19 protein-coding genes are annotated in these 18,803 nt (G+C 69.5%); 8 read left to right on the top strand and 11 right to left on the bottom strand.

Annotated features, from left to right (window positions below):
• Positions 1-3: 3 nt before the first annotated feature.
• Complete coding sequence (locus VXM69_RS18545; protein WP_034190259.1) at positions 4-345, bottom strand: hypothetical protein; 342 nt, start codon at positions 343-345, stop codon at positions 4-6.
• Positions 346-697: 352 nt separating this feature from the next.
• Between VXM69_RS18545 and VXM69_RS18540 the strand changes: the two genes are divergently transcribed.
• A complete protein-coding gene (locus VXM69_RS18540; RefSeq protein WP_049028738.1) occupies positions 698-1,471 on the top strand; it encodes a phytanoyl-CoA dioxygenase family protein in 774 nt (257 codons plus the stop codon).
• Between the two features lie 151 nt (positions 1,472-1,622).
• Here the strand turns inward: VXM69_RS18540 and VXM69_RS18535 are convergent, their stop codons facing one another.
• The gene (locus VXM69_RS18535) at positions 1,623-1,829 is read right to left on the bottom strand and encodes a DUF3185 family protein (protein ID WP_049028739.1); all 207 of its coding nucleotides are present in this window, start codon (positions 1,827-1,829) and stop codon (positions 1,623-1,625) included.
• 191 nt (positions 1,830-2,020) lie between these two features.
• Here VXM69_RS18535 and mgrA point away from each other — a divergent pair, with 191 nt between their 5' ends.
• On the top strand, positions 2,021-3,064 hold the full coding sequence (gene mgrA / locus VXM69_RS18530; protein WP_034190262.1) for an L-glyceraldehyde 3-phosphate reductase: 1,044 nt from the start codon (positions 2,021-2,023) through the stop codon (positions 3,062-3,064).
• A 112-nt stretch (positions 3,065-3,176) separates the two neighbouring features.
• Here the strand turns inward: mgrA and VXM69_RS18525 are convergent, their stop codons facing one another.
• Complete coding sequence (locus VXM69_RS18525; protein WP_011353526.1) at positions 3,177-3,362, bottom strand: hypothetical protein; 186 nt, start codon at positions 3,360-3,362, stop codon at positions 3,177-3,179.
• A gap of 300 nt (positions 3,363-3,662) precedes the next feature.
• The gene (locus VXM69_RS18520; RefSeq protein ID WP_367189991.1) at positions 3,663-4,550 is read right to left on the bottom strand and encodes a DMT family transporter; all 888 of its coding nucleotides are present in this window, start codon (positions 4,548-4,550) and stop codon (positions 3,663-3,665) included.
• Between the two features lie 657 nt (positions 4,551-5,207).
• Between VXM69_RS18520 and VXM69_RS18515 the strand changes: the two genes are divergently transcribed.
• The gene (locus VXM69_RS18515; protein ID WP_006477514.1) at positions 5,208-5,420 is read left to right on the top strand and encodes a hypothetical protein; all 213 of its coding nucleotides are present in this window, start codon (positions 5,208-5,210) and stop codon (positions 5,418-5,420) included.
• Positions 5,421-5,467: 47 nt separating this feature from the next.
• A complete protein-coding gene (locus VXM69_RS18510) occupies positions 5,468-6,499 on the top strand; it encodes a serine/threonine protein kinase (protein WP_034190264.1) in 1,032 nt (343 codons plus the stop codon).
• Positions 6,500-6,580: 81 nt separating this feature from the next.
• Here VXM69_RS18510 and VXM69_RS18505 read toward each other — a convergent pair whose 3' ends face one another.
• Positions 6,581-8,023 (bottom strand): coniferyl aldehyde dehydrogenase, encoded by a 1,443-nt coding sequence (locus VXM69_RS18505; RefSeq protein ID WP_367189990.1) that lies wholly within the window; start codon positions 8,021-8,023, stop codon positions 6,581-6,583.
• 722 nt (positions 8,024-8,745) lie between these two features.
• Between VXM69_RS18505 and VXM69_RS18500 the strand changes: the two genes are divergently transcribed.
• The gene (locus VXM69_RS18500; protein ID WP_367189989.1) at positions 8,746-10,386 is read left to right on the top strand and encodes a GMC family oxidoreductase; all 1,641 of its coding nucleotides are present in this window, start codon (positions 8,746-8,748) and stop codon (positions 10,384-10,386) included.
• Between the two features lie 29 nt (positions 10,387-10,415).
• On the opposite strand, the gene VXM69_RS18495 is transcribed toward VXM69_RS18500, so the two are convergent.
• Genes VXM69_RS18495 through fliF form a run of 6 tightly spaced genes read right to left on the bottom strand, consistent with a single transcriptional unit; the run spans position 10,416 to position 17,244 of the window.
• Positions 10,416-11,786: a flagellar hook-length control protein FliK gene (locus tag VXM69_RS18495; RefSeq protein ID WP_226254276.1), complete on the bottom strand. Its 1,371-nt coding sequence runs from the start codon at positions 11,784-11,786 to the stop codon at positions 10,416-10,418.
• A 31-nt stretch (positions 11,787-11,817) separates the two neighbouring features.
• The gene (fliJ, locus tag VXM69_RS18490; RefSeq protein ID WP_034190269.1) at positions 11,818-12,276 is read right to left on the bottom strand and encodes a flagellar export protein FliJ; all 459 of its coding nucleotides are present in this window, start codon (positions 12,274-12,276) and stop codon (positions 11,818-11,820) included.
• Between the two features lie 5 nt (positions 12,277-12,281).
• Positions 12,282-13,826 carry a flagellar protein export ATPase FliI gene (gene fliI / locus VXM69_RS18485; protein WP_367189988.1) on the bottom strand — a complete coding sequence of 515 codons (1,545 nt, stop codon included), beginning with the start codon at positions 13,824-13,826 and terminating at the stop codon, positions 12,282-12,284.
• Positions 13,820-14,503 carry a flagellar assembly protein FliH gene (gene fliH, locus VXM69_RS18480; protein WP_034190271.1) on the bottom strand — a complete coding sequence of 228 codons (684 nt, stop codon included), beginning with the start codon at positions 14,501-14,503 and terminating at the stop codon, positions 13,820-13,822. The genes fliI and fliH overlap by 7 nt, the downstream gene beginning before the upstream one ends.
• On the bottom strand, positions 14,496-15,491 hold the full coding sequence (gene fliG / locus VXM69_RS18475) for a flagellar motor switch protein FliG (RefSeq protein ID WP_034190272.1): 996 nt from the start codon (positions 15,489-15,491) through the stop codon (positions 14,496-14,498). Before fliG ends, fliH begins: the two co-directional genes overlap by 8 nt.
• Positions 15,481-17,244 carry a flagellar basal-body MS-ring/collar protein FliF gene (gene fliF, locus VXM69_RS18470; protein WP_034190273.1) on the bottom strand — a complete coding sequence of 588 codons (1,764 nt, stop codon included), beginning with the start codon at positions 17,242-17,244 and terminating at the stop codon, positions 15,481-15,483. The genes fliG and fliF overlap by 11 nt, the downstream gene beginning before the upstream one ends.
• Before the next feature lie 248 nt (positions 17,245-17,492).
• On the opposite strand from fliF, the gene fliE reads away from it, so the two are divergent.
• From fliE to VXM69_RS18455, 3 genes are all read left to right on the top strand, one after another.
• Positions 17,493-17,837 carry a flagellar hook-basal body complex protein FliE gene (gene fliE, locus VXM69_RS18465; RefSeq protein WP_034190274.1) on the top strand — a complete coding sequence of 115 codons (345 nt, stop codon included), beginning with the start codon at positions 17,493-17,495 and terminating at the stop codon, positions 17,835-17,837.
• Between the two features lie 160 nt (positions 17,838-17,997).
• Positions 17,998-18,432 (top strand): flagellar export chaperone FliS, encoded by a 435-nt coding sequence (gene fliS, locus VXM69_RS18460; RefSeq protein WP_034190275.1) that lies wholly within the window; start codon positions 17,998-18,000, stop codon positions 18,430-18,432.
• Positions 18,429-18,761 carry a flagellar protein FliT gene (locus VXM69_RS18455; RefSeq protein WP_006486993.1) on the top strand — a complete coding sequence of 111 codons (333 nt, stop codon included), beginning with the start codon at positions 18,429-18,431 and terminating at the stop codon, positions 18,759-18,761. Before fliS ends, VXM69_RS18455 begins: the two co-directional genes overlap by 4 nt.
• Positions 18,762-18,803: the final 42 nt, after the last annotated feature.

Raw genomic sequence — 18,803 nt, 5'->3', positions numbered from 1 at the left:
CGTTCAGCGTGCGCCGAACCCGAACCAGCCGTTGCTGGCCGCGAGGCGGCGCGGGCGGTTGATGCGGCGCTGCGGGCCGAGCGCGCGGCGCAACGCGAGCGCGCGCAGCGACGACGGCTTCTGCAGCAGCGAGCGCAGGCCGGCACGGCGTGTGAATGCCTGCGCGCTCATCATCGAGAAAAATGCGTGGAACCACGCACGGATACCGTCCAGCCGGCTGTGCGCGGGCGTACGCTCGGCCAGCGCCTGCGTGCGGGCGCGGTGATGGCGCAGCGAGCGGGCAGGAGCGGGCGGCACGACGCGCTTCGCAGCGCGGTTGAAACGGGAAGTCAGACGGAATGGCATGTGAACGATGCTTCGCTTGTATGGGTGGCGCCCTGGAGAGCGCACTGGTATGAACGGCCTCGGATGGCGCAACGGATCTTACCGAAACTCGCTGCGCGCCGCGCCCGCCAGAATTGACAGGCCGCGACAGGCTACAGGGGATTCATGACGGGCAAAAGTCGCGATAAACCCTTGAGCCGCAAGGCGTGTGCCGCATACCGCCTGTCGGTGAGGCAGGTGTCGCGACGAACAGTTCCCTTGAGCCGGATCAAATCCGCGATTGGCATGCCCCTGCGCACGACAATGGCGCTGTTCGCGGCATCCGGCGCCGATTTACAATCGTCACATTCACACAATAAACGTCTGGCATCCCATGTCGTCTTCATTGCAGTCGGAATCGATCCGCGCGCAAGTCGCGGAATTGCGCGAGCGCGGCTTCGTCGTCGCGCGCGGCCTCGTCGGCGAGCAGCAGTGCGCGACGCTCAGGCAGATCGCGGAGCGCCAGTTGCGCGAGGCCGCCGAGCCGATCGAATTCGAAGCCGATCTGCGCTACCCGGGCGCGCCCGAGTCGAAGCATGCGCCGGGCGGGCACACGGTGCGGCGGCTGCTCGATGCGTACTCGCGCGATCCGGCATTCGCCGAGCGGGCGATCGCCCCCGAAATCGGCGCGTGGATGCGCGAGTATTTCGGTGAAGAGCCCGTGCTGTCGCGCGCGCATCACAACTGCATGATGACGAAGCATCCCGCGTACGGCAGCCTGACGGGGTGGCACCGCGATTTCCGTTACTGGTCGTTCGCGCGTCCCGACATGGTGTCGGTGTGGCTCGCGCTGGGGCCGGAAACGAACGAGAACGGCGCGCTGTGGCTCGTGCCGGGCTCGCATACGGCGGAATTCGGGCCGGAAGCGTTCGACGACGCGAAGTTTTTCCGCGGCGACCTGCCCGAGAACCGCAAGCTGATCGACGCGGCCACCTGCCCGCCGCTGCAGACGGGCGATGTCGTGTTCTTCCACTGCAACACGCTGCATTCGGCCGGACAGAACCGCTCCGACCAGGTGAAGTTCTCGCTCGTGTACACGTACCACGGCGCGAGCAACCGGCCGGTGCCCGGCACGCGCTCGGCGTCGAAGCCGGAAGTGCAGTTCTAGGCGCGAATCGGGCGGCGCGCAGATGCCGCGACGTATCGGGCGATGCGGTGCATCGCCGGCGCATGAAGCAACGGGCGGCCTGGCCGCCCGTTTCGTTTGGTGCGGCCCGATCGCAGGACGCGGGCCGTGCGTGCGCGGTGCGGCCGCGCGATCAGCGCTTGCCGCCCGGCATCGCGAGGCCGATCAGGCCGACGAGCGATGCGACGGCCCCGCCGGCGATCAGCAGGATCGTCTTCGTCGCGGGCGAACCGGTGAAGAAGCGCGACACGTTGTCGTTGATCGAATGGAACGACTGGCCGCCGAAGTACAGCAGCACGACGCCGCCGACGAGCAATGCAACCGAGATGACCCGGGACATACCAACCTCGCTGAAACGGTGATTCGAGACGCCGCAGTGTAGGCGACGACCGCGGTCGCGTCCATCGCGACGCGGCCGTGCGCGTTCCGGCCGCTTTCGCTAACATAGTCGTCGTACGACTCCTTCGCCGCCGCCGCGCCGTGCGCGGCCGGCGCGCGTCCTTCTGTCCGATGTCCTGACGGGAATTATTCATGGCCTACGAAGCAGCTTCCGAACGTTATGCCGGCATGCAATACCGCACCTGCGGCAAATCCGGGCTCAAACTGCCCGCCCTGTCGCTTGGCCTGTGGCACAACTTCGGCGACTCGACGCCGATCTCGACGCAGCGCGAGATCCTGCGCACCGCGTTCGATCTCGGCATCAACCACTTCGATCTCGCGAACAACTACGGGCCGCCGTACGGCAGCGCCGAAACCAACTTCGGCCGGCTGCTGAAGGAGGATTTCCGGCCGTATCGCGACGAGCTGCTGATCTCGACGAAGGCCGGCTGGGACATGTGGCCGGGGCCGTACGGCAGCGGCGGCGGGTCGCGCAAGTACGTGCTCGCGAGTCTCGACCAGAGCCTGCAGCGCATGGGGCTCGACTACGTCGACATCTTCTACTCGCACCGCTTCGATGCGCACACGCCGCTCGAGGAAACGGCGGGCGCGCTCGCGTCGGCCGTGCAGCAAGGCAAGGCGCTCTACATCGGCATCTCGTCGTATTCGGCCGCGAAGACGCGCGAGATGGCCGAGCTGCTCGCGCAGTACCGCGTGCCGCTGCTGATCCACCAGCCGTCGTACAACATGCTGAACCGCTGGATCGAGGGCGACTTGCTCGGCGCGCTCGACGACGTCGGCGCGGGCAGCATCGCGTTCACGCCGCTCGCGCAGGGCCTGCTCACGTCGAAATACCTGAACGGCGTGCCGGCCGACGCGCGCGTGAACAAGCCGGGCGGCGGCTCGCTGAAGCAGGATCACCTGAGCGCGGACAACCTCGAGCACGTGCGCAAGCTCAACGCGATCGCCGAGCGGCGCGGGCAGAGCCTCGCGCAGATGGCGCTGGCGTGGGTGCTGCGCAATGGCCGCGTGACGTCCGCGCTGATCGGCGCGAGCCGTGCGGAGCAGGTGCGCGAAAACGTCGGTGCGTTGAAGAACCTCGAATTCTCGGCGGAGGAACTGGCGGAGATCGATCGTTACGCGACCGAAGGCGGCATCAATCTGTGGGAAAAGCCGTCCACCGATCAGGCGATCTGACCGGCAGTCGATACGACATGCGAAACGATCTCGCGTGCCGTATCGCGGGCGTGCGGGCAACCCCTCGCATCGCCGCGGCGCAGCGATGCGTGCGATAACGCCGGGTGCCGCGCTAGATCAGCGCAGGCAGGCCTTCGACGAGCAACACCGCGACGCCGACGCCGAGGATGACGCCGAGCACGCGCAGCAGGTTGTGACGGAATTCGGTGGCGCACGGTACCGCGCCGAGAAACAGCGCTCCGGCCAGCGCCATCGGAATCAACAGGATGAAGTCGCCGATCGTGAAATAGGTCGTCATGCGTGTCTCCAGTGCCGGCCGGAGTCAGCGCGTTGGCGCTTGATTCGGCCCCATGCCGGGTGTTTCTAGTGTTGGCCCGACCCGTTTGCGAGCGGGGCGGTCAATTCGAGTATAGGCAACCGGCGGCGCTTTTCGCTATCCGAACCATTAAAAATCAGCGGAAAGCCCGTGGGAACACGCATTTTTTCCGCAAGCCAGACGAACGCCTTGCGCGTATCTTTCCCGTTCCTTTCGTTTTTCGCACGGTGGGCGCATCTGCCGGAGGCGGGCCGCCACACCGCGGCGCGGTGGCCCGCACGCTTACGCGCGCTCGGGTTGCGCGCGGGCGGCCGATGCGCGGAACACGAGCGCGAGCCCCGCGACGATCGCCCCCATGCCGGCGAGCGCGAGCGGCTCCGGCCGGTTGCCGAGCCACACGGCATCCATCAGCGTGGTGGCGACGGGCACGAGATAGAACAGGCTCGTCACGTTCACGAGATCGCCGCGCTGCATCAACCGGTAGAACAGCAGTTGCGCGATCACCGAAATCACGACGCCGAGCCACAGTAGCGGGACGACGAACGCCCAGCTCGTCTCGAACGACACCGGCCGGAACGGCACGATCGCGACGCACAGCGCAAGGCCGATCGCATTCTGCAGCGGCAGCACGTCGGCGGGCGCCGCGCGTACGCGCTTTTGCAGCAGCGAGCCGGCGGTCAGCGCGACGAGCGAGGTGAGCGCGCACGCGATGCCTGCCGCCGACAGGCCGCCCGCACCGCCGCTCGCGCCCCGGCACACGACGAGCGCGAGCCCGGCCAGCGACAGCGCGAGACCCGCGACGCGCACGGGTTGCCAGCGTCGCTCGACGATCGCGAGCGTGAGGATCGGCTGTACGCCAAGGATCGTTGCGAGCACACCGGGCGCGATCCCGCGCTCGAGTGCGAGCAGGTAGAAGATCGAATAACCGCCCATCATCAGCACGCCGGTCAGCGCGGCCATGCGCCGCTCGCCGCGCGGCGGCAGCCAGCGTTTGCGCATGACGGCCAGCGCGAGCAGCACGAGCGACGCGAGCGCGAAGCGCGCGGTGAGAAAGGCGAATGCGGACGCGTGACGCAGACCGAGTTCGGAGAAGATCGCGCCGCTGCTCCACAGCAGCACGAAGAGCGACGTCGCGCCATGCGCGGCGAGCGCGCGTTTGAACGAAACCATGTGAATCCACCTGTCGAACGGATCGGAACGTTCCATCCGCGCGCGCGGCAACAGGCGGTACGTGACGACGCACGCACTGCGGCCAGCGGGGGCGAATGGAAGACGAAACGGCAGCCGGCTGGTCAGCCGGCGCGCGCTGCCGGAGGGGGCGGCGCGGCGCCGACGAGCGGCGGTGCGACAGGAGGAGGCAGGACCGACGGATGCGCGCACGCCTGCGGCCGCGAGTCGAACTGCGGCCGGGATTGGGCGAGGGCGGACGTGAGCGGATGCATCGTGTCGGAAGGCGATTGAACGCGGATGAAGGCCAAAGGTACCGCAAGGCAAGGATCGAGCGCAACCTTTGTCGGCGGCGTCGCATCACGAACGACGCGATGCGTCGATCACGTGCGTGCCGGCGTGCCGGGCGGTTTCGGCGGGCAGTCACATTCGACAGGGTATGATGGGGGTAACCGGGCGGGCAAGTACGTGCCCGGCGCAGTGGTTGATTGGAGACATTCGACGAATTCGCGGCACTTCGCCTGCTTCTTCTTCTTTTCGTGCTTCGATAAACCGTGAACAATGGGATGACGCGCAACGCTTCGTCGAGAGCGGCGCGGATCGTGCATTTGCCGGCCCGCCAGCGGGCCGGGTTTCAAGAGTCAAGAGTGGGGAACCATCATGCATATCGGGTCGATTGTCTGCACTACCCATATCGCGGTGCCGAAGGGCGCGCGCGGCATCGTCCAGCGCATCCTGGGCGACATGGCCATGGTGACCTGGTACGCGGGCGTGCCGGGTGAGTCGAAAGAACTCAACACCGAGCCGTTCTTTCTCGAGGACCTGATCGACACCGGCGAATCCGTGCTGCCGGCCGGCGCGGCGCTTCACTAAGCGGGCGCCGCACCGGACGCTCGTCTTTCGGTCCGGCTGGCGGCACAATGCGGGACATGACAGACGCCACTTCCGCTCCCGCTTCTCCCGCCAGCCCGCCGTTCGCCGGCCTCACGCCCGAGTGCGTGCTCGACGCGCTCGATAGCGTGCTGATACCGGCCGGCCTGCGCACCGACGGGCGCCTGCTCGCCCTCAACAGCTACGAAAACCGCGTCTACCAGGTCGGCATCGAAGACGGCCCGCCGGTCGTCGCGAAGTTCTATCGCCCGGCACGCTGGTCGGACGACGCGATTCTCGAAGAGCATGCGTTCGTCGCCGAACTCGCCGCGCGCGAGATTCCGGCGGTGCCCGCGCGCACATTCGACGGCCGTACGCTGCACGCGTTCGACGGCTTCCGCTTCTCGATTTTCGAGCGGCGCGGCGGGCGCGCCCCCGATCTCGACCGCAGCGACACGCTGGAATGGCTCGGCCGCTTCATCGGCCGGATTCACGCGGTCGGCGCGACCGAGCCGTATGTCGCGCGTCCCGTGCTCGACATCCATACGTTCGGCTACGAGCCGCGCGACTACCTGCTCGCGCACGATTTCATTCCGGATGACGTACGACCGGCCTACGAGACGGCCGTCGCGCTCGCGCTCGAGGGCGTCGAGGCCGCGTTCGAACGCGCGGGCGACATCCGCCTGCTGCGCACGCACGGCGACTGCCATCCGAGCAACGTGTTGTGGACCGATGCCGGCCCGCATTTCGTCGACTTCGACGACAGCCGGATGGCGCCGGCGGTCCAGGATCTGTGGCTGCTGCTGCCGGGCGATCGCGAAGGCGCGTCGCGCGCGCTCGCGGACCTGCTCGCCGGTTACGAGGATTTCTGCGAATTCGAGCCGCGCGAGCTGCATCTGGTCGAAGCGCTGCGCACGCTGCGGCTGATCCACTACGCGGCATGGCTTGCGCGGCGCTGGGACGATCCCGCGTTTCCGGCCGCCTTCCCGTGGTTCAACACGCACCGTTACTGGGAAGCGCGCGTGCTCGAGTTGCGCGAGCAGATCGGCGCGATGCAGGAAGGGCCGCTCTGGCCCGTGTGACGGCACGCGCGGCATCCCCGCCGCGCGGCAGGCTGGCAAGGGCCGCGGCGCGATGCGCGCGGCCCGTCCGATACGGCTGCCTCAGAGCTTCAGCATCAGCTTGATCAGCGCGGCGAAGCGCTTGCCGTACGGCGGCGCAAGCAGGTTGCGCGTGTTCAGGCGCGCCTGCGTGAGCACGGGCTTCATCTTCGAGAACGTCACGAAACCGTCGTAGCCGTGGTATGCGCCCATGCCGCTCGCGCCGACACCGCCGAACGGCAAGCTGCCGCACGCGATGTGCATCAGCGCTTCGTTGATCGTCACGCCGCCCGAGATCGTTTCGCGCATCACGCGGTCGATCGTGCCGCCATCCTCGTCGAACAGGTAGAGCGCGAGCGGACGCGGGCGGGCGTTCACGTACGCGATCGCCTCGTCGAGCCGCTCGTACGGCACGAGCGGCAGCAGCGGCCCGAAGATTTCCTCCTGCATCAACTGCGACTCGGCCGGCACCTGCGTGACCGCGCACGGCACGAAGCGGCGCGAAGCGGGATCGGAGGGCGCGTCGGACAGCGGATGCAGCTGCGCGCCGGCGGCCTGCGCGTCGCTCGCGAGTTGCTGCAGGCGCGCGTAGTGACGCGGCGACACGATCGTCGTGTAGTCGCCGTTCGTCGCCAGGTTCGGATACAGCTTCGCGAAGCGTGCCCGTGCGCGCTCGATGAACGCGGCTTCCATCCCGCGCGGCAGCAGCACGTAGTCGGGCGCGATGCAGGTCTGGCCCGCATTCAGCGACTTGCCGGCGACGATCGCGTCGACGGCCGCGTCGAAGCGCGCGTTCGGGCCGACGATGGCCGGCGACTTGCCGCCGAGCTCGAGCGTGACGGGCGTCAGGTTGTCGGCGGCCGCACGCATCACGTGGCGGCCGACATGCGTCGAACCGGTAAACAGCAGGTGATCGAACGGCAGCGCGCTGAACGCGGCGCCGACCTCCGCGTCGCCGTTCACGACCGCGACGTGGTCGCGCGTGAAGGTCTTGCCGATGAGTTGCTCGAACAGGGCCGACGTGCGCGGCGTCAGTTCCGACATCTTGATGATTGCGCGGTTGCCGGCCGCGAGCGCGCAGATCAGCGGCCCGGCCGCGAGCAGCACCGGATAGTTCCACGGCACGACGATGCCGACCACGCCGAGCGGCTGCGGAATCACCTTCGCGCGCGCTGGCCGCAGCCACTTGTTCATCGGCTTGCGGATCGGCTTCATCCAGCGCTTGCCGTGCTTCAGCGCGTCGTCGATCTCTTCCTTCGCCATCCAGATTTCCGACAGCAGCACTTCCTGCTTCGCGCGATGGCCGAAATCGGCGCTGATCGCCTCGGCGAGTGCGTCCGCATGGTCGATCAGCATCGTGCGCAGCGCGCGCAGGTGCTGCATGCGCGTCTCCCATGCCGGATACGGTGCGCGCAGGTACGCCGCGCGCTGGTCGCGCAGCAGCGCCGTCAGCGCGTCGACCGACGGCAGTGCTTGCGGGGCCAGTTCGGGCAGGTCGTTCTTCATGTCGTCTCCTCCAGTTGGACCGGGCGGGCCGGCCGGCCGTCACGCCGCACGCTCGGCGAGCGCGGCGGCGCGGATCGGGTGATGCGTGTCGCGCGGCGCGGGGCCGGATGCGACGTGTACTCGAAAACCGGTTGCATCCCGCGGCGGGCGTCGCATCCGCGCGACGGTGTCCGCCGTCGACACGCGTGTCGCACGGCACGCGTGCACGCCCCGAGGCGGTGACGAGCGTGCGTGCGATGCTGCCGCGCGATCGCATGCCGGCGCACCGAAGCAGCGCCGGGCGACGTGTCTGCCGATCCGTATCGCGATGCATCGTGCGGCTGCGGCGATACGTTATCCAAACGGTCGGCGGCGACCCGTGCCGTTCGATTTCGATCGACCGCGCGTATGATGCCGAGCGTCGCCGCGGGGGCGGCCGTTTGAAATGAAATGCGGGCCGCGCGCGTGACATCCGGACCACCCGGTCGGCACACGGCCTGCAGAATCCGGCGCTGCATCGTCGTCCCTCCCGTTTCGCGACGGACCGGCTTCTCGTGGCCGGCGTATCGCGCGAAGCGAATCGATACATCTTAAATTTAGTTCACGCGGGCGTTTAGAGGAATCGCTCTTGAATCCGCGCGCCGTGCATGCGACGGCCGTTCCTACAATGCCCGAACATTACAAGAGGAGACGCGGTCGCGCGGCGGTGCCGGGCGCCCTCCATGACACGACGGAGACGTGACATGCAATACGACTACATCATCGTCGGCGGCGGTTCGGGCGGGTCGAGCCTGGCCGGCCGTCTCGCCGATGCCTGCCCCGATGCGACGATCGCGCTGATCGAGGCCGGCTCGCATACGGAGCGCAACCTGCTCGTCAACATGCCGGTCGGCATCGCGGCGCTGGTGCCGTTCAAGCTCGGCACGAACTACGGCTACGAGACGGTGCCGCAGCCGGGCCTCGGCGGACGGCGCGGCTACCAGCCGCGCGGGCGCGGGATGGGCGGCTCGAGCGCGATCAACGCGATGATCTACACGCGCGGCCATCCGGGCGACTACGACGAGTGGGCGCAGCTCGGCGCGACGGGCTGGGGCTGGCAGGACGTGCTGCCGTATTTCCGCCGCGCGGAAGGCAACGAACGCGGCGCCGATGCATGGCACGGCGCGGACGGCCCGCTGACGGTGTCGGATCTGCGCTTTCGCAATCCGTTCTCCGAACGATTCATCCAGGCCGCGCACGCGGCCGGCTATCCGCTGAACGACGACTTCAACGGCGCGACGCAGGAAGGCGTCGGCTTCTACCAGGTCACGCACCGCGACGGCTCGCGCTGCAGCGTGGCGCGCGCGTACATCTACGGCCGCAACCGGCCGAACCTGCACGTGATCACCGATGCGACGGTGCTGCGCGTCGGCTTCGACGGCAAGCGCGCGGTCGGTGTCGCGGTATCGCGCAACGGCCGCGTCGAGACGCTCGGCGCGCGCGCGGAGGTGATCCTGTCGGCCGGCGTGTTCAATTCGCCGCAGCTGCTGATGTGTTCGGGGATCGGCCCGGCCGAGCAACTGCGCCGGCACGGGATCGCGGTCGTGCAGGATGCGCCGGACGTCGGCACGAACCTGATCGACCACATCGACTTCATCATCAACACGCGCGTGAATTCGTCGGAGCTGGTCGGCGTGTGCGTGCGCGGGATCGCGAAGATGACGCCCGCGCTCGCGCGCTATTTCTCGAGCCGCACGGGGATGATGACGAGCAACGTCGCGGAGGCCGGCGGTTTCATCAAGAGCGATCCGTCGCTCGAGCGTCCCGACCTGCAGCTGCATTTCTGCACGGCGCTCGTCGACGACCACAACCGCAAGATGCACTGGGGGTTCGGCTATTCGCTGCACGTGTGCGCGCTGCGGCCGTTCAGCCGCGGCACGGTCGCGCTCGCGAGCGGCGATGCGCGCGACGCGCCGCTGATCGATCCGCGCTTCTTCAGCGATTCACGCGATCTCGACCTGCTCGTGCGCGGCACGCAGGCGATGCGCCGCATCCTGTCGCAGGCGCCGCTCGCGTCGCAGGGCGGGCGCGAGCTGTACACGCGGGCGGACCAGAGCGAGGCCGAGCTGCGCGCGACGATCGTCGCGCATGCCGACACGATCTACCACCCGGTCGGCACGTGCCGGATGGGCTCGGATGCGCGTGCGGTCGTCGATCCGCAGTTGCGCGTGCGCGGCGTCGAAGGGCTGCGTGTGGTCGATGCGTCGGTGATGCCGACACTGGTCGGCGGGAACACGAATGCGCCGTCGGTGATGATCGGCGAGCGCGCGGCGGACTTCATCGTCGCGGCGCGCAAGGGCGGGGTACCGCGCGGCGAGGCGGCTGCCGCGGTGCACGGCCGCTGAGCGCGGCGCGCGCACGGCAGCGGCCATGCTCAGGCAAACGTATCGACGAGGCCGGCGCGGCTCACGCTCGCGGCGGCCGGTGCGGATTGCGCAACGTCGGCCGGTGCATCGACGGCTGACGGTTCGCCGTTTCCGCGCCGCGACGACTGGCCGCCGGAGAAGGTCTGTTGCGGGTTCTGCTGCGGGGAAGCGAAGCCGCCGTCGCTGACGGTCGTGCTGCCGAGCCCGAGCCCGCCCGCTTCCATCGCCTCGCGCAGCTTCGGCAGCGCGGCTTCGACGGCTTCGCGCACCTGTGCGTGCTGCGACACGAACAGCGCGTGCGCATGGTTGTCCGCGACGCGCAGCACGACCTGCAGCGGCCCGAGATCGGGCGGGTTGAGCGTCAGCTCGGCGCTCTGCTGGTGCGCATTCGACAGGAACACGACCTTCTGGCTCAGGGCGTCCGTCCAGTCGGCGCTGCCGACGTGCGGCGCGAGTACGTGCGCGTTGGCGGAGGCGATCGCACCGGCGGCCGGCGACAGCTGCAGGTTCGCCTGCGCGGCGGCCGCGGCCGTTGCGCCGGCCGCGAGCGTCGCGCTGGCGGCCGGATCGGTCGCGTCGCCGGCGGCCGCGAGGGCATGCTGTGCGCCGGACTGCGCGTTCGCGTCGGCCTGCAGCGCCTGCGGCGTGGCCTGGGCCGGCGCCTGCTGGGTGGCGAGCGCGCCTTTCGCATCGGCGAGCGTACGGTCGAACGTCGGCACCTTCGGCGTCAGCGGCGCGGCGGCGCTCGACGCGGTAGCCGCCGGCGCCGAGGTCGTTGTCGCTGCGGACGTGCCGGTTGCCGGCAGCGCGATCGCGCCGGCACCGCCCGTCAGCTTGGCGAGCGCGGCTTGCAGCGCGTCGCGGCTCGACGCCGGTTCGAGCGGCTGGGCAGCCGTATCCCGGGTTGCATGATCGGCCAGCGTCGCCGTGGCGTCGGGCTGGCCGGACACGGCCGTTTTTTGCGTCGTGTCGGCGACAGCGGCAGCGGCGGCGGTGCCAGCCGCATCGGCCGGCGTCGTCGCGTTGTCCGTGCGCGCCTGCAGTTGCGCCTGCACGGCCGCGGCGGCCGCGAGCGCGGCGGCGTCCGGACTGGTCGTCGCGTTCGCGGCGTCGGTCGACTTGTCGTCGTCGTCCGTGCCCGACGGCTTCGTGCCGGCGGCCGGCTTCGACGCGGCCTGCGTCGTCGACGCATCGGGCGCGGCGGTACTCGACGCGTCGCGACGCGTGACGACGCTTTGCTTCAGCGTCTGCGCGAACGGCACGGCGGTCGCGGTCGCCGATGCATCGTTGCCGGCGGCGGACGAACCCGCGCCGCGGGCGGCCTTGAGTGCGGCGCCGGCGGTATCGAGCAGCGCGCCGAGCAGGGGCAGGGGAGGCATGTCGGTTCTCTCGTTCGAATGCGGTGGTCGGTTACGACGAGCGGGCCGCGTCGGCCCGCATGCGCAGGATCTTCGCGGCGTGTTCGTCGGCGTCGCGCTGTTCGCGCCGGGCCTCGCGCGTCGCTGCCTGCGCGACGCCGCGCGCCTGCAGGATTTCATACGAGCCGACGGTGCGTTTCTTTTGTTGCCAGTTCGGGCGCGCTTCGTCGATGCGGACTTCGGCGGCGGCCAGCACGTTGCGCTGCTGCGCGATCGCCGCGTCGAGCGTGTCGATGAACGCCTGGAAATTGCGCCAGTTGCCGGCCGGCATCCCGTGTTGCGCGGACTGCGCGAAGCGTGCGTGATATTCGTCGCGGTAGCGCAGCAGCGCGTCGAGCTGTTCGGCGGCCGCGGTGCGGTCGCGCTGCGCGGTGCCGAGCTGCTTCGCGGCCGAGTCGAGGTCGTCCTGCGCACGGTCGAGCAGCAGTTGAAGGGGAAAGCCGTGAGCCATCGGGATCAGCCTCCGTAAGCGTCGAACAGCGCATCGAGCGCGGCGAGGCTCGGTGCGAACGGCGCGCATTCGCGAAAGCCCTGCTGCAGGAATGCCTCGATGCGCGGATAGAGCGCGATCGCGCGGTCGAGCTGCGCGTCGCGGCCGGGTGCGTAAGCGCCGACCGCGATCAGGTCGCGATTGCGCTGATAGCGCGACAGCATCTGCTTGAACTGCCGTACATGATCGAGATGGCCTTCGTCGATCAGCGCCGTCATCGCGCGGCTGATCGACGCCTCGATGTCGATCGCCGGATAGTGGCCGGCCTCGGCGAGCGCGCGCGACAGCACGATGTGGCCGTCGAGGATCGCGCGCGCCGAATCGGCGATCGGATCCTGCTGGTCGTCGCCTTCGGTCAGCACCGTGTAGAACGCGGTGATCGAGCCGCCGCCCTCGGGCCCGTTGCCGGTGCGCTCGACGAGCGCGGGCAGCTTCGCGAACACCGACGGCGGATAACCCTTGGTCGCGGGCGGCTCGCCGATCGCCAGCGCGATCTCGCGCTGCGCCATCGCGTAGCGCGTCAGCGAATCCATCAGCAGCAGCACGTGCTTGCCCTGGTCGCGGAAATACTCGGCGAGCGAGGTCGCGTACGCGGCGCCCTGCATCCGCAGCAGCGGCGACACGTCGGCCGGCGCGGCGACGACGACCGAGCGCGCGAGCCCGTCCTCGCCGAGGATCTGTTCGATGAATTCCTTCACTTCGCGGCCGCGTTCGCCGATCAGCCCGATCACGATCACTTCGGCGCTCGTGTAGCGTGCCATCGTGCCGAGCAGTACCGACTTGCCGACGCCCGAGCCCGCGAACAGGCCCATCCGCTGGCCGCGGCCGACGGTGAGCAGCGCGTTGATCGCGCGCACGCCGACGTCGAGCACGTGGTGGATCGGCTCTCGATCGAGCGGGTTGATCGACGGCGCCGACAGCGGCGCATCGACTTTCGCGGTGAGCGGGCCGAGGCCGTCGAGCGGGCGGCCCGACGCGTCGACGACGCGCCCGAGCATCTCCCAGCCGACCGGCAGCCGCTTCGCGCCCGCGAGCGGATCGGCGACGGGCGCGGCCTCCCTCGGCCACACGCGCGCGCCGGGCAGGACGCCGGCGACGTCGGTGGTCGGCATCAGGAACAGACGGTCGCCGGCGAAGCCGACGACTTCGGCTTCCGCATGCGGCAGCGTGCTGCCGGGCGGCAGTTCGATCGTGCATTCGGCGCCGACCGACAGGCGCAGCCCGATCGCCTCGAGCACGAGGCCGGCCGCGCGCGTGAGGCGCCCGCAGGGCCGCAGCGGCAGCGCGCGGTGGCTGCGCGCGGCGAGCCCGTTCAGATGCGTGCGCCAGTGCGCGAGATGCGGATTGTGCGGCGCGCGCGGTGCGGCCGCGGCGGTGTCGGCGCCCGCGTGGGGCGGGGCGGGGCGGGTGGCGTCGGGCGCGGCGGCCGGCCCGAACGACGCGAGCGCGAGCTCGCGCTCGAGCGGCGTCATGCCGTCGTGCGCGAGCGCCTCGGGCGGCCGCGTTACCACGTGCTCACCTTGCCGATCGCGGCGGCGACGCGCTGCCAGCGGGTGGGCAGCGTCGCGTCGACCTCGCCGGTCGCGGCGTGCGCGCGGCAGCCGCCGCGCTCGATCGACGCGTCGGTGCGCACGGTCCAGCCGAGCGTATCGAGATCGTCCTGCAGATAGGCTTCGACGACGGGCAGGTCGGCCGGATTCACCGCGAGATGCGGCGCGCCGGACAGCGCGGGTTCGGCCGCGAGCACGTCGCGCACGGCCGCGACCAGCGCGGCCGGGTCATGCTTCACGTGCTGGCGCACGACCTGCTGCGCGATGTCGAGCGCGAGCTGCGCGATGTCGGACGCGAGATCGTGCTCGATGTTCGACACGGCCTCGCGGAACGATGCGGCAAGCGCCGCCAGCTGCGCGGCCTGTTCGCGCGCGTCGGCCTGGCCGGCCTCGAAACCCTGTTCGCGGCCCTGCTCGAAACCGGCCTGATAGCCGAGCGCCTGGCCTTCGACGTGGCCGGCGGCATGGCCTTCGGCGTGCGCGGCGTCGCGCACGCGCTGCAGGTCCTTGGCGAGCGCGGCGGCAGCGGCCGCCGCGTCGTCGGGCGGCGGCGGGGGCGGCGGCGGGTCGAACGACGCCATCTCCCACCGCTGGTACGCGGTGAGGGTGCCCACGCGATCGCTCGCCGAATCAGACATACGCGTCTTCCGCCTTGCCGCCGATCACGATCTGGCCGCTCTCGGCGAGATTGCGCACGATCTGCAGGATGCGGCGCTGCTGCGTCTCGACTTCGGACACGCGCACCGGGCCTCGCGCGTCGAGATCCTCGGCGAGCAGTTCGGCCGCGCGCTGCGACATGTTCGCGAGGAACTTCTGGCGCAGGGCGGGCGGCGCGCCCTTCAGCGCGATGATCAGCGTTTCCGACTCGACTTCCTTGAGCACCATCTGGATCGCGCGATCCTCGAGGTCGAGCAGGTTCTCGAACACGAACATCTGGTCGACGATCTTCTGCGCGAGATCGGCGTCGTACTGGCGCACGCTTTCGAGCACGCCTTCCTCGTGCACGCTCGTCATGAAGTTCAGGATCTCGGCCGCGGTGCGGATGCCGCCCATCGGGCTGCGCTTCAGGTTGTCGCTGCCGGACAGCAGGCCCGTCAGCACGTCGTCGAGTTCGCGCAGCGCGGCCGGCTGGATGCCGTCGAGCGTCGCGATCCGCAGCAGCACGTCGTTACGCAGCCGCTCGGTGAAGCACGATGCGATCTCCGATGCCTGGTCGCGGTCGAGGTGCACGAGGATCGTCGCGATGATCTGCGGATGCTCGTTCTTGATCAGTTCGGCCACGGCGCCCGAGTCCATCCACTTCAGGCCCTCGATGCCGCTCGTGTCGCTGCCCTGCAGGATGCGGTCGATCAGCACGCCGGCCTTGTCCTCGCCGAGCGCCTTCGTCAGCACCGAGCGGATGTAGTCGCTCGAATCGAGCGACAGCGCGGTGTGCTGCTCGGCTTCCTTCGCGAACTCCTGCAGCACGTCCTCGACCTGCTCGCGCGTGACGTTCTTCAGCGCGGCCATCGCGGCGCCGATCTTCTGGACCTCGCGCGGCGCGAGGAACTTGAATACCTGCGCGGCCTCTTCCTCGCCGATCGACATCAGCAGCAGCGCGCTCTTGGTCAAGCCTTCAGCGTTCATCGGACACCCAGTTCTTCACGACGGTGGCGACGATCTTCGGATCCTGGCGGGCGATCGTGCGCGCGTAGTCGAGGTTGCGTTCGTAGCGGTTCTTCTCGGTTTCGAAGCCGAGCAGCATCGTGTCGGGCTCCTCCGTCTTGGCCGGCGCGGGCAGGCCGTCGAGCGCGACCGGATCCTCCGGCGCCGCGAGCGCCGGCGCGGCCGGCTCGGGCGGCGGGAACGCGCGGCGCATCGCCGGGCGCACGAACATGAAGTAGAGCGCCGCCGCGGCCGCCGCGATGCCGAGCCACTTCGCGGCTTCCTTCGCCATCGCGATCATGTCGGGCTGGCGCCACCACGGCAGGTCGGCATACGGGTCGCTCGCGGTCGAGAACGCGCTGTTCACGACGTTCACCGAGTCGCCGCGCTTCTCGTCGTAGCCCATCGCGTCCTTCACGAGCTGCTCGACCTGCGCGAGCTTCGCGGGCGGCAGCGGCTGCATCGTCACGTGGCCCTTCGCGTCGGCGACCGGCTGGTAGTTGACGACGACCGCGACCGACAGCCGCTTCACGCTGCCCATCGGCTGCTCGAGGTGACGGATCGTCTTGTCGAGTTCGTAGTTGGTCGTCTGGTCCTTGCGGTCGCTGACCGGCGTCGTCTGCGGCGCGTTCTGGCCGTTGCCGGCGACCACCGGCGCGGACGCCGGCTGCGGCGGCGTGTTCGACAGCGCGCCCGGCACGCCGGAGGCGCCGCCCTGCGCGAGTTCGGTCGAGCTGCTGGTCTGCTGGCTGCGGATCGCCGATTGCTGCGGATTGCCGTTCGGGCCGTAGCTTTCGGACGTCTGCTCGACCTTCGAGAAATCGAGGTCCGCGCTGACCTGCGAGCGCGCGTTGCCGGCGCCGAAGATCGGCGCGAGGATCGCGTCGATGCGCTTCTGCGTGTTGCGCTCGACCTGCTGCACGTACTTGAGCTGGCTCGCGTCGAGGCCGGAGGCGGACGCGGTCTGGGTCAGCAGGTTGCCGTCCTGGTCGACGATCGTCACGTTCTTCGCGGGCATGTCGGGCACGCCGGACGACACCATCCGCGTGATCGCCTGGACCTGTCCCTCGTCGAGCACGCGGCCCGGGTAGAGGTCGACGAACACGGACGCGCTCGGCGCTTCCTTGTCGCGCACGAAGACCGACGGCTTCGGGATCGCGAGATGCACGCGCGCGCTGCGCACGGCGTTGATCGATTCGATGGTGCGCTGCAGCTCGCCTTCGAGCGCGCGCTGGTAATTGATCTGTTCGGCGAACTGGCTGATGCCGAATTTCTGGTTGTCCATCAGCTCGAAGCCGACCGAGCCGCCCTTCGGCAGGCCCATCGCGGCTAGCTTCAGGCGCGTTTCGTGCACCTGGTTCGACGGCACGAGGATCGCGCCGCCGGCGTCGGCGAACTTGTAGGGAACGTTTGCCTGCTGGAGCGCGGCAATGATCGCGCCGCCGTCGCGGTCCGACAGGTTGCTGTACAGCACGCGGTAGTCGGGCGCGCGGCTCCACAGCACGAGCGCGGTGATCGCGGCGATCGCGAACGCGACGGCGATCAGGAACGGCAGCTTCGGGTTGCCCTTCATCCGCGAGATGCCGGGAATGCGTTCCGCGAAGCCGCCCAGCCCGAAGTCAGCGCCGGCGACGCCCGCGCCCGGCAGCGCGGCGGCCGCGGCGGCGCCGGGCGCCGGGCTGGCGAGGCCCGCGCGGGCGTCGGGGTTGATCAGCGAGTTGGCCTGCGAATCCATGCGTCGAGTTTCTCCGGAGCGGGACCACTGAGCCCGCTCGGACGAGCGGGCGGACAATGACACGATGCGATTATCGGGATCCGACGCGCACTCCGATCGACCGAAAAGAGCGGGGTTTCCCCCGTACTTTCTCGGCTTTGACAGGCGGCGCGCTGCTATCCTTTTTTGCGATCCGGCATGGTGCGCGTGGTGCGGCGCCGGCGGAACGCCCGGTGCGTCCGGGTCTCTTCTCTAAGTCTGGGGACAGCATGACTGCGAACGTCAGCGGAATCGGTTCGGTGTTGCAACAGATGCAGTCGATGGCCGCGCAGGCGTCCGGCGGCGTCGCGAGCCCGACGGCGGCGCTTGCCGGCTCGGGCGCGGCGACGGCCAGCACGTTCGCGAGCGCGATGAAGGCGTCGCTCGACAAGATCAGCGGCGACCAGCAGCACGCGCTCGGCGAGGCGAAGGCGTTCGAGGTCGGCGCGCCGAACGTATCGCTGAACGACGTGATGGTCGACATGCAGAAAGCCAACATCGGCTTCCAGTTCGGGCTCCAGGTCCGCAACAAGCTCGTGAGCGCCTACAACGACATCATGCAGATGTCGGTGTGACGGGCGTGCCGGGCGGGGCCGGCGGGCCGGCTTCCCGAGCCGGCGGCCGCCGCTTGCGCCTAAAGGTTTTCAAATCCCTTCCGATAACTCCGGAGAAGGCCGCGCCGTGCGATGCACGGCGGCGGCGACCGTATAGCCAAGGCAAGACAAGGAGAAGCGCATGTTTTCCCCAGGGCACGCTGGAGCCAGTGCATACGCGCGTGTCGGCGTCGAGACGGGGGTGATGGGCGCCTCCCCGCACCGGCTGATCGCGATGCTGTACCAGGGCGCGCGGCAAGCGATCGCGCTGGCGCGCATGCATTTGCAGCAGGGCAACGTGCCCGCGCGCGGCGACGCGATCGGCAAGGCGATCCGGATCGTCGAGAGCGGCCTGCAGGCGTCGTTGAACCACGACGCGGGCGGCGAGATCGCGGACCGGCTGGGCGCGCTGTATGCGTATATCGGCCGGCGCCTGCTCGACGCGAACGCGCAGGCGAGCGACGCGATGCTGGTCGAGGTCGACGGGCTGCTCGCGACGCTCGAGGAAGCTTGGACGGGCATCGCCCCGGAAGTCGCGCGGATGGCCGCGCAACAGGCAGCGGAAGCATCACGATGAATCACAAGGCCGAATACTTCGCACGTTACGAGGCGCTCGCCGCCGTGTCGGGGCGCATGCTGTGCGCCGCCCGCGGCGCCGACTGGAGCGCGTTGCCGGGGTTGCAGGCCGAATTCATGCAGCTTGTCGACGGGCTGAAGGAAGCCGATCCGGGCGTCGCGCTCGACGAATCGGATCTCGGCCGCAAGCTCGACCTGATCCGCCGCATCCTGGCCGACGACGCGGCGATCCGCGATCTCGCGAGCCCGGACGTCGCGCGGCTGTCCGCGCTGTTCGAGGCGCGGCGCTCGACCCAGGTATTGACCGATCTCTATCGCGCGCGCGGCTAGGGCCCGTCGACGGGAGAGGCCGGCGCGCCGTACCCGCGGATG

Source organism: Burkholderia sp. Ed8, assembly GCF_040761425.1.
In the GTDB taxonomy this organism is placed as follows: Bacteria; Pseudomonadota; Gammaproteobacteria; order Burkholderiales; family Burkholderiaceae; genus Burkholderia; species Burkholderia seminalis.
Note: the sequence above shows the minus strand (reverse complement) of the source record. Positions and strands in the feature narration are given on the sequence as shown.